Origin of the sequence: Bacillus sp. FSL W8-0848 (assembly GCF_038007805.1) — a bacterium.
In the GTDB taxonomy this organism is placed as follows: domain Bacteria; phylum Bacillota; class Bacilli; order Bacillales; family Bacillaceae; genus Bacillus; species Bacillus glycinifermentans.
In genome coordinates, this window is the sequence record NZ_JBBOYB010000001.1 from 279,680 (window position 1) to 293,231 (window position 13,552).

At 47.2% G+C, this 13,552-nt stretch carries 12 protein-coding genes; all 12 read left to right on the plus strand.

The window, feature by feature from the left end; all coding sequences use genetic code 11:
- Positions 1 to 17: 17 nt before the first annotated feature.
- The 12 genes from NSQ39_RS01620 to NSQ39_RS01675 all read left to right on the plus strand — a co-directional run bounded on the left by NSQ39_RS01620 (position 18) and on the right by NSQ39_RS01675 (position 13,531).
- A complete protein-coding gene (locus NSQ39_RS01620; protein WP_046129055.1) occupies positions 18 to 224 on the plus strand; it encodes a twin-arginine translocase TatA/TatE family subunit in 207 nt (68 codons plus the stop codon).
- Positions 225 to 294: 70 nt separating this feature from the next.
- A complete protein-coding gene (gene tatC / locus NSQ39_RS01625) occupies positions 295 to 1,029 on the plus strand; it encodes a twin-arginine translocase subunit TatC (RefSeq protein ID WP_046129118.1) in 735 nt (244 codons plus the stop codon).
- Between the two features lie 188 nt (positions 1,030 to 1,217).
- Positions 1,218 to 2,144 carry a 5-dehydro-4-deoxyglucarate dehydratase gene (gene kdgD, locus NSQ39_RS01630; RefSeq protein ID WP_175075292.1) on the plus strand — a complete coding sequence of 309 codons (927 nt, stop codon included), beginning with the start codon at positions 1,218 to 1,220 and terminating at the stop codon, positions 2,142 to 2,144.
- 18 nt (positions 2,145 to 2,162) lie between these two features.
- Positions 2,163 to 3,629: an alpha-ketoglutaric semialdehyde dehydrogenase GucD gene (gene gucD / locus NSQ39_RS01635; RefSeq protein WP_175075291.1), complete on the plus strand. Its 1,467-nt coding sequence runs from the start codon at positions 2,163 to 2,165 to the stop codon at positions 3,627 to 3,629.
- Between the two features lie 75 nt (positions 3,630 to 3,704).
- Positions 3,705 to 5,063, plus strand: coding sequence for an MFS transporter (locus NSQ39_RS01640; RefSeq protein WP_175075290.1), 1,359 nt, complete (start codon positions 3,705 to 3,707; stop codon positions 5,061 to 5,063).
- A 31-nt stretch (positions 5,064 to 5,094) separates the two neighbouring features.
- Positions 5,095 to 6,459, plus strand: a complete 1,365-nt coding sequence (gene gudD, locus NSQ39_RS01645; protein WP_341014026.1) for a glucarate dehydratase — start codon at positions 5,095 to 5,097, stop codon at positions 6,457 to 6,459.
- 107 nt (positions 6,460 to 6,566) lie between these two features.
- On the plus strand, positions 6,567 to 7,280 hold the full coding sequence (locus tag NSQ39_RS01650; protein WP_202049197.1) for a FadR/GntR family transcriptional regulator: 714 nt from the start codon (positions 6,567 to 6,569) through the stop codon (positions 7,278 to 7,280).
- A 76-nt stretch (positions 7,281 to 7,356) separates the two neighbouring features.
- Positions 7,357 to 8,892 carry a galactarate dehydratase gene (gene garD, locus NSQ39_RS01655; protein ID WP_341014028.1) on the plus strand — a complete coding sequence of 512 codons (1,536 nt, stop codon included), beginning with the start codon at positions 7,357 to 7,359 and terminating at the stop codon, positions 8,890 to 8,892.
- A 503-nt stretch (positions 8,893 to 9,395) separates the two neighbouring features.
- The gene (locus tag NSQ39_RS01660; RefSeq protein ID WP_341014030.1) at positions 9,396 to 10,091 is read left to right on the plus strand and encodes a lipoprotein YvcA; all 696 of its coding nucleotides are present in this window, start codon (positions 9,396 to 9,398) and stop codon (positions 10,089 to 10,091) included.
- Entirely contained in the window at positions 10,081 to 11,973 is a 1,893-nt protein-coding gene (locus NSQ39_RS01665) for a DUF6792 domain-containing protein (RefSeq protein WP_341014032.1), read from the plus strand. Before NSQ39_RS01660 ends, NSQ39_RS01665 begins: the two co-directional genes overlap by 11 nt.
- Positions 11,974 to 11,988: 15 nt before the next feature.
- Positions 11,989 to 12,339: a hypothetical protein gene (locus NSQ39_RS01670; RefSeq protein WP_048354509.1), complete on the plus strand. Its 351-nt coding sequence runs from the start codon at positions 11,989 to 11,991 to the stop codon at positions 12,337 to 12,339.
- 118 nt (positions 12,340 to 12,457) lie between these two features.
- Positions 12,458 to 13,531, plus strand: coding sequence for a DUF3900 domain-containing protein (locus NSQ39_RS01675; RefSeq protein WP_341014039.1), 1,074 nt, complete (start codon positions 12,458 to 12,460; stop codon positions 13,529 to 13,531).
- Positions 13,532 to 13,552 lie beyond the last annotated feature (21 nt).

Consider the following 13,552-nt stretch of genomic DNA (forward strand, 5'->3'; position numbering starts at 1 on the left):
CGAAAGGATGACGGCAGATGCTATCCAATATCGGTATTCCCGGTCTCATTTTGGTCCTTGTCATTGCTTTGATTATTTTCGGACCTTCAAAGCTTCCTGAGATCGGGAGGGCTTTCGGCAAGACGTTAACCGAATTCAAAAGCGCGACGAAATCTTTGGTTTCTTCTGATGACAATGATGCTGACACTGAAGTGAAAAAGAAGCGCGACCAAACGGCAGGATAAAGGAAGCGGGCGGGTGAACCCGTCTGCTTCTTTATTCGAACATGCTAAAGAAAGCGGGAGGCAGCTGCAGATGAAAAGCCGGGAAACACATTTAATTGACCATCTTGAAGAACTGCGTCAGCGGATCATTAAAACGTTGCTCGTGTTTATTTTGTTTCTCATTGCAGGTTTTCTGTTTGTCCAGGATATTTATGACTGGCTGATCAGGGATTTGGACGCCAAGCTTGCCGTCTTGGGCCCGGGGGACATTATATGGGTGTATATGATGATATCGGGTGTTTTGGCGATTGCGGCGACAATACCCGTAGCCGCTTTTCAAGCCTGGCGGTTCGTATCGCCGGCGTTGACCAGAAATGAGCGGAGGGTGGCTTTATGCTATATTCCGGGGCTGTTTTTCTTTTTTATTCTGGGCATCTTATTCGGCTATTTTGTGCTGTTTCCGCTCGTCCTTCAATTTTTGATCGGCCTTTCAGCCGGCCATTTTCAAACGATGTTTACGGCGGAGCACTATTTTCGCTTTATGATCAACCTGACCCTTCCGTTCGGGTTTTTATTTGAAATGCCCCTTGTCGTGATGTTTTTAACGAGCCTTGGAATCCTCAATCCGGCAAGGCTTGCAAAAATGAGAAAGGTTTCTTATTTCGCTTTGGTCGTCATATCGATCGTGATTACGCCGCCCGATTTTATTTCAGACGTGATGGTGATCGTCCCGCTGTTGGTTTTGTATGAATTGAGCATTTCATTATCTTCGTTTGTTTACAGAAAAAAATTGATCGGCGAAGCCGGGGCAGAGGCCCAAGGCTGAAGACACAGTCTTCAGCCTATTTTTTTTCGACATTTTTGAAAAATCCGAAAATAAAGATATTGACAATTTGTTTATTTGTCTTACAATTAAACAAAAAGACATATTGAAAGGGGGTCATCATTCCATTTTGAATGAAATGACAGCGCTTTCTATATCATTCAAATAAGCAATTTAGGGGGACTGCAGATATGAGTCAAATTCGGAAGGCGCCGGAGGGAATACTTGGTTTTCCGGTTGCGCCCTTCAATGGACAAGGGAAGCTGGAGGAAGAAGCACTGTTTCAAAACATTCAATTTTTGCTGGATGAAGGGCTGGAAGCGATTTTCATCGCTTGCGGGTCCGGTGAATTTCAATCGCTCAGCAGGGCGGAATACGAACAAATGGTTGAAATCGCCGTTTCAGCGGCCGGCGGGAAGGTCCCTGTTTACACCGGGGTCGGCGGAAACTTAAGCACGGCGGTCGAATGGGCGGAATTATCCGCTGAAAAAGGAGCGGACGGATATCTGATCCTGCCTCCCTACCTGATCAAGGGCGAACAGGAGGGGCTTTACCAGTATACGAAAACGATCATCGAAAGCACGGATTTAAATGCGATTATCTATCAGCGCGATCATGCTGTCCTCACGCTGGGGCAAGTTGAGCGGCTGACTGAGCTTGAGCAGCTTGTCGGTCTAAAGGACGGGGCGGGGGATATGGATTTAAACATCAGTTTGTCTTATACGCTTGGAGACCGGCTCGGCCTGTTGAACGGCATGCCGATGGCCGAAGTAACGATGCCTGCATACGCTCCGATCGGTTTTACGTCGTATTCATCAGCGATTTCAAACTACATTCCCCACATTTCGAGAATGTTTTATGAGGCATTGTTAAATGGGAACAAACAGCTTGTGAAGGATCTGTATAAACATGTGATCCTGCCGATCAATGACATTCGCAAACAGCGGAAGGGGTATGCCGTTTCCCTTATTAAAGCAGGCATGGAAATCATGGGGCATAATGTGAAAAACGTTGCCAGACCGCCGATTGTGCCGGTTGAAAAAGACCATTGCCGCCAGCTCGAAACCATCTTGAAGAAAGCGATGGACCGCTTTCCGAAAAAAACGGCAGCCATCTAAATTAAAGGAGGAATCAGAATGCCCGTTACAACAGAACAAAAAACGTATTTGAACTTTATCAACGGGGAGTGGGTGAAAGCTGAATCAGGATCGGTAGAAAAGGTTGTCAATCCCGCAGACACACGGGATGTCGTCGGTTTTGTACAAAAGTCCTCGAGCGAAGACGTCGATCGGGCCGCCGCAGCCGCAAACGAAGCGAAAACAGCATGGAGAAAGCTGTCCGGAGCCGAGCGCGGCCGATTTTTATATAAAGCAGCAGACATCATGGAGCGGCGCCTTGATGAAATTGCCGAATGCGCGACGCGCGAAATGGGGAAAACGCTGCCTGAAGCAAAAGGCGAGACAGCCCGCGGAATCGCAATTCTGAAATTTTATGCAGGAGAAGGCATGCGCAAAACGGGAGACGTGATCCCGTCGACTGACAAAGACGCGCTCATGTTTACCGACAGGGTACCGCTCGGAGCCGTAGGGGTGATTGCCCCATGGAATTTTCCGGTGGCGATTCCGATATGGAAAATGGCGCCTGCGCTCGTTTATGGAAATACGGTCGTCATCAAGCCGGCGACCGAAACGGCCGTCACATGCCTAAAGATCGTATCGTGCTTTGAGGAAGCCGGATTTCCTGCAGGGGTCGTCAATGCGGTGACAGGACCGGGCTCTGAAGTCGGAGGGAGGCTGGCGGAGCACCCTGGGATTAGCGGCGTTACTTTTACAGGCTCCAATCAAACCGGAAAGAGCATCGGGCGCATCGCATTTGAGCGAGGGGCGAAATACCAGCTTGAAATGGGAGGGAAAAACCCGGTTATCGTAGCAAATGACGCCGATCTGGATGCCGCGGCGGAAGCGGCGGTGAGCGGAGCGTTTCGCTCAACAGGCCAAAAATGCACGGCAACAAGCCGCGTCATCGTTCAAAGCGGGGTGTATGACCGTTTCAAAGAAAAACTGATCCAGCGAACGAAAGACATCACGATCGGCGACAGCTTAAAAGAAGACGTCTGGATGGGACCGATCGCGAGCAAACAGCAGCTTGACAACTGCCTGTCCTATATTGAAAAAGGAAAGCAGGAAGGGGCCGAGCTCATTTTTGGCGGAGAGAGGCTGACCGACGGAAAATATGAGAACGGCTACTATATCAGTCCGGCCATCTTCGATCAAGTGACACAAGAAATGACGATTGCCCGGGAAGAAATCTTCGGACCTGTCATCGCGTTAATCAAAGCGGACACGATTGAAGAAGCGATAAAGATCGCGAATGATGTGGAGTATGGCTTGAGCGCTTCGATTTTCACGGAAAACATCGGTCATATGCTGTCATTTATCAATGATATGGAAGCCGGGCTCATTCGGGTAAACGCGGAAAGCGCCGGTGTCGAACTGCAGGCGCCGTTCGGCGGCCTCAAACAATCGAGTTCTCATTCCCGGGAGCAAGGAGAGGCGGCCAAAGAATTTTTCACAGCTGTCAAAACCGTTTTTATCAAGCGGTAATCCGGTTCGAAAGGGGCCTTGGTCGCCTCTTTCTTCCCCCTCGTTTCAATACAAATGAATAAAGGAGATGATGCTATGAAGAAAAATCATCCCGCAGGCAGAAAAAGCTCGGTCCGCTGGTTTATCGTGTTCATGCTGTTTTTCGTTACGGCGATTAACTATGCTGACCGCGCGACCCTATCGATCGTCGGCGATACCGTTCAGCATGAGCTTGGCTTAAGCTCTGTTGCGATGGGATATGTTTTCTCGGCGTTTGGCTGGGCATATGTAGTCGGGCAAATCCCGGGGGGATGGCTGCTCGACCGCTTTGGTTCAAAAATGGTCATCGCCGCCAGTATTTTCTTTTGGTCATTATTTACCCTTTTCCAGGGGACGCTCGGATTTTTTGCCGCCGGAACGGCCATCGTCCTGTTGTTTGCTCTCCGCTTTCTCGTCGGGCTGTCGGAAGCGCCGTCCTTTCCGGGAAACGGCAGGATGGTTGCCGCATGGTTTCCAAGCTCTGAGCGGGGAACGGCGTCGGCGATCTTTAATTCGGCCCAGTATTTTGCCCTGGTCATTTTTTCTCCGGTCATGGGATGGCTCGCCCATTCTTTCAACTGGCATACCGTCTTCGTGATCATGGGCGTTTTAGGAATCGTGATGTCTTTTGTCTGGCTGAAAACGGTCTATGAACCTAAGAAACATCCAAGAATCAACGAAGCGGAACTCGCCTATATCGCAGACGGCGGCGGACTCGTCTCGATGGATGTAGGAAAAAAAGAGAAGAAGGACAGAAAACCGCAATGGCCCTACATCAAACAGCTCCTAAGCAGCCGCATGCTGATCGGGGTCTATATCGCCCAATATTGCATCACCACCTTGACCTACTTCTTTCTGACATGGTTTCCGGTTTATCTCGTTCAGGCGCGCGGCATGTCGATCCTTGAAGCCGGAATCGTCGCATCCCTGCCCGCAATATGCGGATTTTTAGGCGGCGTGCTTGGCGGGCTTTTCTCCGACTTCCTTTTGAAAAAAGGTTTCTCTTTAACGGCTGCGAGAAAAACGCCGATCATCCTCGGCATGTTGATGTCATGCAGCATGATCGTCTGCAATTACGCCGATTCAGCATGGCTTGTCGTCTTCATCATGTCGCTCGCGTTCTTTGGAAAGGGCTTCGGCGCATTGGGATGGGCTGTCGTCTCGGATACTTCCCCAAAGGAATGCGCGGGCTTAAGCGGAGGCATCTTCAATACATTTGGAAATATCGCGTCGATTACCACTCCCATTATCATCGGCTATATTGTTGACAGTACGGGATCGTTTAACGGTGCGCTTGTGTTTGTCGGCGCAAATGCGATTGCCGCCGTGCTGAGCTATGTATTTCTCGTCGGTCCGATCAAGCGGGTCGTGCTGAAGGAGGAAGTACCGAAAACTGATGCATCTTTGACAATCTGAATGTAAGCGCTTCAATAAGAGGGGGGTTAAAATGAATTCACACATTCAGCAGATAAAAGAAGAAAAAAGCACCGCCGCTCCGACGATTGTCGGCATGAAAGTCATCCCTGTTGCAGGCCGAGACAGCATGCTGTTGAATTTAAGCGGCGCACACGGCCCGTTTTTCACGCGAAACCTTGTCATTTTAACGGATTCATCAGGTGCGGTCGGCGCCGGCGAGGTGCCGGGCGGTGAGAGAATCCGCCATACGCTTGAACAGGCGAAGCCGCTTGTAATGGATCAATCGATCGGTGCGTTTCAGTCGATTTTGCAGTCAGTCAAAAACCGGTTTGGCGATCTGGATGCAGAGGGCCGCGGAATGCAAACCTTTGACCTGCGGACGACGATCCATGCGGTAACGGCTCTGGAAGCGGCATTACTCGATTTATTGGGTAAGTTTCTCGGCGTGCCGGCTGCGGCGCTGTTGGGCGAAGGACAGCAGCGGGACAAGGTAAAGATGCTCGGGTACTTGTTTTATATCGGCGACAGGAGGCGGACCACGCTTCCTTACATCAGCGAACAAGACGCAACAGACGAGTGGTCCCGCATCCGCCGCGAAGAAGCGCTGACACCGGAAGCGATCGTTCGTCTCGCTGAAGCGGCGCATGACCGCTACGGATTCCGCGATTTTAAACTAAAGGGCGGCGTCCTCGAAGGAGAAAAAGAAATCGAGGCGGTCACCGCTTTGGCAAAACGGTTCCCAGAGGCGAGAATCACCCTTGATCCGAACGGGGCATGGTCGCTCACCGAAGCGATTGAGCTTTGCAAAGGCAAGCATGACATACTGGCATATGCCGAAGATCCGTGCGGCGCAGAAGATGGCTATTCGGCGCGGGAAATCATGGCGGAATTCCGCCGCGCGACAGGTCTTCCGACCGCTACCAACATGATCGCCACCGACTGGCGGCAAATGGGGCACGCCATTCAATTGCAAGCCGTGGATATTCCGCTCGCTGATCCGCATTTCTGGACGATGCAAGGTTCCGTGCGGGTGGCTCAAATGTGCCGCGATTGGGGGCTGACCTGGGGCTCCCATTCGAATAATCATTTTGATATCTCTCTTGCGATGTTTACGCATGTTGCAGCCGCCGCCCCGGGCCGGATAACGGCAATCGATACGCATTGGATATGGCAGGACGGGCAGCACTTGACGAAGGAGCCTTTTGCCATTAAGGACGGCCATGTTCAAGTCCCTGATAAGCCAGGGCTCGGCATTGAACTTGACATGGAACGGGTTGAGAAAGCTCATGCACTTTATAACAAAATGAATTTGGGGGCAAGAGACGATGCCGCCGCCATGCAGTTTTTGATCGAAAATTGGACATTTGACCATAAACGCCCGAGCCTTGTCCGGTAAAAGCAAGCGATTCTGCGGTATTCGTCCCCATATCAACGTTGTCATATGCTGTATTTTGTCTTACAATATGAGCAACTGAAAGGGGGACCACATCCGTGGAAGAAGATATGGAGACATTACAGGTAGAATCAGTAAATCGCAAAACATTGGCAAAACAGGTTGTTGAGCGGATCGTCCATTTACTGTCAAGCGGTCAAATGAAACCCGGCGATAAACTGCCGACGGAAATCGAATTAATGGAAATTTTAAACGTCAGCAGACCTGTCCTCAGGGAAGCGTTAATTTCTCTTGAAACGCTCGGCGTCATCAAAAGAAAAACCCGCGACGGCACGTATTTTAACGACAAAATCGGCATCCAGCCGTTCAATGTCATGCTGGCTTTGGCAGTTGACAATTTGCCTGCCATTATTGAGGCGCGCATGGCGCTTGAACTCGGTCTGGTGACGATCGCAGCGGAAAAAATAGATGACAGCCAGCTTGCGAGGCTGAAGGAAACGATCGATATAATCGCAAATAGCACGGATAACGATTACGGCGAAGCGGATAAGGAATTTCACCGGATCATCGCGTTAAGCGCGAATAACCCGGTAGTGGAAGGAATGATTCAGTCACTCTTGATGACGCACGCCAAAATAGACAGCCAGATTCCGTACAGGGAGAGGGACCGGACCGTCGAATATCATTCGAATATTTTGAAGGCCCTCGAACAAAGAGATCCTTATCAAGCCTATCACCACATGTATGAACACTTAAAATTTGTGCGCGACAAAATTCTGAAAGGTCTTGATCAAGAAAAAGGCGGAGATGAAAAGGGAAATTGATGCTTCAGATATAAGACAGCCGCGGTTCATTTGACAGCGCTTTCAACAAATCGCAAAGGGGAGTTGATGTTGAACTATGGCTGTACAAGTAAACCGGCAAGAAACCCCGCTTTACATTCAGGTGAATCCGAAGGACAATACGGCAATCATCGTCAATACCGGGGGACTGAAGGAGGGAACCGTATTTCCCTGCGGGCTTGAACTAAAAGAACGCGTTCCCGAAGGACATAAAGTCGCTTTAGCAGATATCGAAAAAGGCGGGGCGATTGTCCGCTACGGCGAAATTATCGGCTACGCCGCAGAGCCCATTCAAAAAGGCACATGGATTTCTGAATCGATGCTTGAGCTTCCGGAAGCCCCGGATTTAGAGGAACTGCCGATCGCTACAAAGGTTCCGAAGTCCATGCCGCCTCTTGAAGGCTATACATTTGAAGGGTATCGAAATGAGGACGGCAGCGTCGGAACGAGAAACGTCCTCGGGATTATGACGAGCGTCCAATGCGTCAGGGGCGTTCTTGATTACGCGGTCAAGCGGATCAAAGAAGAGCTCCTTCCGAAATACCCAAATGTCGATGGAGTGGCCGCATTAAACCATCAGTACGGATGCGGGGTGGCCATCAATGCCCCCGAAGCTGTCATTCCGATTCGCACGATTCAAAATATCGCGAGGCATCCCAATTTTGGCGGTGAAGCGATGGTCGTCGGCCTCGGCTGCGAGAAGCTGCTTCCTGCGAGGATCGCTCCGGACGGCGGCCCGGAAAACATCCTTTCTCTGCAAGATAGGCAAGGGTTTTCGCAAATGGTTCAATCCATTATGGACATGGCCGAAGAACGTTTGAAAAGGCTGAATGAGCGACAGCGGGAAACGTGCCCTGCTTCCGATTTGGTCATCGGTCTGCAATGCGGGGGAAGCGATGCATTTTCAGGGGTCACAGCCAATCCTGCGGCGGGGTATGCGGCAGATCTGCTCGTGCGGGCAGGGGCGACGGTTTTATTTTCTGAAGTAACCGAAGTGCGCGATGCCGTCCATTTATTAACCCCGCGGGCCGCAAACGAAGAAGTCGGACGCGTGCTCATCCGGGAAATGGCCTGGTATGACCGGTATCTCCAAAGGGGCGAAGCGGACCGGAGCGCCAACCCGTCGCCCGGCAATAAGAAGGGCGGGCTGGCAAATGTCGTGGAAAAATCGCTCGGATCGATCGCGAAATCGGGAAGCAGTCCGATAAACGGCGTATTGGCGCCAGGCGAAAGAGCCGAACAGAAAGGTCTCATTTTTGCGGCGACGCCCGCAAGCGACTTTGTCTGCGGAACGCTGCAGCTAGCTTCAGGAATGCACCTCCAAGTATTCACAACCGGACGGGGAACGCCGTACGGCTTGGAGACGGCGCCTGTCATCAAAGTCTCGACGAGGCAATCATTATCGGAAGATTGGCACGATTTAATCGATATCAATGCCGGACGGATCGCCACCGGTGAAGCGTCAATAGAAGAAGTCGGCTGGGATATCTTCCGAATGATTCTCGACGTCGCAAGCGGCCGCAAACGGACGTGGGCCGAACATTGGGGGCTCCACAATGATTTGTGTTTGTTCAACCCGGCGCCTGTGACTTGATCGAAAACCACCCTATAGCAGACTATAGGGTGGTTTTAATAATGGGATAAAAGAAGACGCAAGCCCCTTATTGTGCGCAACACCCGATACTTCAAATAGAATCATAGCCAAAAATATATTTATGAAACTTCGTGTAAATAGTTCCGTATAGATAATAAATGAAAATTGCTTCGGATTGAAAAAACATTAATATTCACTATAAAGGAACTGCTTGGTGGAATGTTTATCGACAACCTCTTATGAAAAAAATCAGATGAGTCTTTTGTACAGTTTGTTTGGCTTGAGGAACAAACCAAAGACCTCTCTTATTCCCCGTCACAATAACCGTTCGGCCTATTTCCTATGCTGATTATCATCTCGCTGACAGAGTTTTCAAGACATTTTTCCTATTTATCTAATTTATTCCATGTTGTAACATAAGAAAGGATTGTTTTCAAGTGGGTCAATCGCATCAAAAATGTTTGAAAGTCCGTTAACATAAGGACCCTTGGAGGTTTTAAAAAATGAAAAAAATAATGATGATGTGTTTTGCTATAATACTAGCTTTTACAGGAGGATGCAGTATGAGCGACAGCCAAAAGAGCGGCAATCAAGAAGAAGCCGTCAAACCGAAAGACCTGCCGAAAGTTCCGGCGTTTCAAGATAAGAAAACAAGAGAGTATATGGCGTCAACGAAGGAAGTGGAGCCTGGGTACTATCTGCTTGAATCGAAGCTGAAGGGGTTTACGATGTTGTTTCCGGAGGATGGGGAGTATTCTGACTCTGAAATATCTAATGAAAATGAGTCACTTTTCTTTGATAGTGTTGATAAAAAAACAAATATAGTAATGAATGCTTCTATTGAGTTTTATCGCAATGAATCATTTATAAATGATCCTGATACGATGTTGGATATTGTCAGCGGAGAAAATGAATATAAAGGTGATTTTGATAAACTGACATTAAAAGGGAAAGACATTTATTTTGCATCTAAAAAAGAGTCTTTTAATAAGAAAAGTAATCCTTCCTATATTTATCTTGGTTATATAAAATCAACAGAGCAAAATTACGTAGGAATAGCATATTCATATAGATTTAGCTGTTCGTCAAAAGTTGATTCATGCAGCCAGAAGCCAGATGAGTATGAAAAAAAGGTGAAAAAAATGCTAAAATCCATTACTTTTAATTTGAGTAAAAAGGGGAAGGAAGATGGGAAGTAAGAATATTTTTGAAAACGAAAATGTGAAATTGCGCTTAATAGATTTAGAGTACAATTATAAAAAGAAATTTGCTTCATCAAATCCAGCTGAAGTAAAAAAGGCTAAAGAAGAATTTAAATCAGACATTCGTAGAATCTATAAAGAAGAAACTAAACAAAAACTTACCCAAAACATTGAAATTTATACATCAAAAGAAATTGTTAAACAGAATAAAGAATCAGGTTATGACGGTACTGCTATTCATATAGTAGATAAGAAACATAATATTGATCAGCTTCATATTATCTCAGAAGGAAGCGCAGATAATAAAGATTGGTCTTACAACTTTTTTGGATTATTTCTTGGAATTGATGATAACCAATACAAAGCCACAAAAGAATTCACCAGAAATGCAAAGAATAAGGCTGGAAATAAAGAAAATTTGAAAACTTTTGCATTAGGGCATTCGTTGGCAAATAATAATCAAGTAATGGTTCAGTTAATTGATGGACAATATGACGAGGTATATGGTGTAAATGGTGCACAAATAAGTATAGATCACTTATTAAAAGCGGATAAACATTTAAGATATACCGTGCTTGAAAAATTTAAGGTTGATACATTTAAAGAGTTACTCAAAGTCCCAAAATCCAAACTCAAAAAAGCCATCATCAAATACTACAACGACAAAGGCGTCACCGCCAACATCACCCAGCGCATCTCCAAAGACGATCCGCTCTACGGCGTCAGCGGAAAGGCCGATTTCATCACGTTCGGCGATGTGAAGATGACGGATACGAATCCTGATGTGAAAGGGATTAGAAACTTAATCGACCAAATTCCGGATGAGGATGTCCGAAGGATTCAAAAATACTGGCGACAGTACTCAGGCGCCTATCAAAAGAACGGTCTTAATGGTTTTTTAAAAGAAGCGACAGGCATTGACTTCGATTTGATTGATAACTTTAAGAACATCAAGAGCCCCAAACAAAAGATGATATATATGACTGCAAAAGTCGGGGACTTTTTTAGCATGGCGGATGACATTGCGGCTGAAGTTAAGGAGAAGCTTCCAAAATTTTTGGCGTTTGTCGATACGATTATGAAAAACAAAGACATTATACTCGATCAGCTGGAGGCCAACGGCTATATAGATGACGTACAAAAGGCAGTAATCGAAAAAGACCTCGGGAATATCGATAAAGAAATATCGACACTGAAAAATCTATATCAGCAGCTTATGGATAATAAATTGAATTTCTTTGAATGGAAAGGAATCTTTGATAAATCCCAAGACAGCATTAACCGTTTGATCGCTTATGTAAAGCGGCTGGGTGCAGATACGGAAGACCTCCTCAGTTTAATTGCGGAAGGCCACAGTATAGCGCCGCTTTTAAACGCCTTGTCCAAAAAGAAAGGCATCAGCTATAAAGGCGGGGATATATACTTTTCAAAGAAAGACAAGGACGGAAAAGAGATTAAGGTCAATCTGTCATCGGCCGTCAGGATCTATCAGGCGGGGATGGCCGCCATTTCAAAAATCGAAGATGAAATCGACCGTTATCAACGCGTGTTTCACCACGAAATCCACGATCATTTCGCAAATAAAAAAGCCGCGCTTACGAAAGCCATTCATGATATGGAAGCCAATCCCTCGCACTACCAATACGACTTTCAGTTTACGCTTGCCTCAGGCTTTGCATCTTCAAGCGGCAAATTAAATAACATCGTCGTTCACGACTCGTACCACACGGCTCCGCTTCCCGAGTGTGACGGCATCATCAGTGAATTAAAAAAACAAACTTCCGAGAAAAAACGATTTGTGAAAGACATTCGCTCAAGCATTGAGAAGTTATGCGATGAGGACAAGCACATCTCAGCATTATTTGATTTTAAGGCATAGGGGGATTCAATTAAAATGGTAAAACCGTTATTGGAGGAAACAGAAACGGTTTCAGCAACATATATGTTTTTAAGCAGCATTTCGGCAAAGGATAAAGCTGACCGTCTGAATGCTCCGCTGAAAAGCATTTTGAAAGAGCTGAACGAGTTTGACAAGAAGCTAAAAAGTGAGATTGAAGGGCAAAAAGGCATGATCATCACGAAAATCAAAGAAGAATTGGATCACAAAAGCGAAAACCGGAAAACGGTGATTACCCGGATGAAACAAGATAATGAGCAATTTGCAAGCAGCTATCATGACATTATTGAAAATCTGCGGAAGCAAAGCGTGACGCTTTACTATAAAAAGAATAAGCCTCTGGATTAAAAAAGATGGCCCCCGCGATAAGGAGGTCATCTTTTCGTTTTAGCTTCATTGACGGAAAACCGGCGTTTTCCTATACTTGAAGAACTGAAACAACTAGGAAACCGGGTGAATACGCATCATGGAATTTGAAATTCGTTTTATTTCATTTTATGTCATACAAGTCGACGGCAAGGATGAGCAGGCCAACAAGCAGTTTAAACACTTCCAGACCCTTGATACGGAAGAATTCGAAAACAGCGAGCTGAAGGATTTCTTAGACGGGGAATTGAAAAAAATCGTCAAGCGGAAAGCGGATCGCCATCCGAAGTCTGAGCAGGTGCCGACGAAAATCGGCCGCTTCATCACAGAGCCGGGGCATGAGCTTGATTCCAATCCAAACTACAACCTGTTCCATCGGACAAAGCAGGCTGAAACAAAAGAAGATTTCAATGAACTGAGCGAGCAGTTCGTCCGCACATACCTTGACACGAGCGCCGTCCGCGGCGGCGTGTTTTTAGTGGCATCCGCCGTGCCGCGCAAATATTTCGATGATGCATTCGTCTTTATCATGAAATGCGATTTTGAGCCGAAGGTTGCCTCGATCGCCGACGAGTCATCGTTGATCCGCAAGGTCGAAATGGCGATCACGACAAAAAACATGAAATCGATTCAATATCCGCACATGACGGAAGAGGGCATGACTGAAGAAAGCGAAGTGAAAATCCACCAAGCGTCACACGCGCGCTATTTCGAGGATTTTCTGAAATTCGTCGAGTACGGGGAATCGATGCCTGAGATTATGAAGTCGCAGGTCATGAACATGGTGCAGGAGCACGTATATGAGACATTTGAAGACAGCAGCGAAGAGCTCAAGCAATTTGAACACGACATGGAAATCTGGGAAGCTAGCGAGAAGCGGGAGATTCAAGAGCGCCTCGACACCCATCAGGTGATCGAAGCCTCCGCACAGATCATTGAGCATATGCCTGAGGCAGAGCTGAAAATGAAGCTCGGAGAAACCGAGATTAAAGGATTGCTTGCCGACTTCGGGGACTCGATCCACCTCGCAAAAGTAAACGGCCGCTACGTCGCGCTCATTGAAGCAGAGACGATTTCGTTTGAAAAGGGGAGCTCTCCGGTGGAATTTTATAAGCCTGAAGGGCTGCATGAGGTGCTGGAGAGGATCACAAAGAAAAGCGGAGAGCAGGAATAACGGGATTTTTGCCGCCGAATG

Excerpts from the sequence above, each read along its gene's own strand:
- NSQ39_RS01620 (WP_046129055.1), top strand. The coding sequence starts at position 18 with ATGCTATCCAATATCGGTATTCCCGGTCTCATTTTGGTCCTTGTCATT.
- tatC (WP_046129118.1), top strand. The coding sequence starts at position 295 with ATGAAAAGCCGGGAAACACATTTAATTGACCATCTTGAAGAACTGCGT.
- kdgD (WP_175075292.1), top strand. The coding sequence starts at position 1,218 with ATGAGTCAAATTCGGAAGGCGCCGGAGGGAATACTTGGTTTTCCGGTT.
- gucD (WP_175075291.1), top strand. The coding sequence starts at position 2,163 with ATGCCCGTTACAACAGAACAAAAAACGTATTTGAACTTTATCAACGGG.
- NSQ39_RS01640 (WP_175075290.1), top strand. The coding sequence starts at position 3,705 with ATGAAGAAAAATCATCCCGCAGGCAGAAAAAGCTCGGTCCGCTGGTTT.
- gudD (WP_341014026.1), top strand. The coding sequence starts at position 5,095 with ATGAATTCACACATTCAGCAGATAAAAGAAGAAAAAAGCACCGCCGCT.
- NSQ39_RS01650 (WP_202049197.1), top strand. The coding sequence starts at position 6,567 with ATGGAGACATTACAGGTAGAATCAGTAAATCGCAAAACATTGGCAAAA.
- garD (WP_341014028.1), top strand. The coding sequence starts at position 7,357 with ATGGCTGTACAAGTAAACCGGCAAGAAACCCCGCTTTACATTCAGGTG.
- NSQ39_RS01660 (WP_341014030.1), top strand. The coding sequence starts at position 9,396 with ATGAAAAAAATAATGATGATGTGTTTTGCTATAATACTAGCTTTTACA.
- NSQ39_RS01665 (WP_341014032.1), top strand. The coding sequence starts at position 10,081 with ATGGGAAGTAAGAATATTTTTGAAAACGAAAATGTGAAATTGCGCTTA.
- NSQ39_RS01670 (WP_048354509.1), top strand. The coding sequence starts at position 11,989 with ATGGTAAAACCGTTATTGGAGGAAACAGAAACGGTTTCAGCAACATAT.
- NSQ39_RS01675 (WP_341014039.1), top strand. The coding sequence starts at position 12,458 with ATGGAATTTGAAATTCGTTTTATTTCATTTTATGTCATACAAGTCGAC.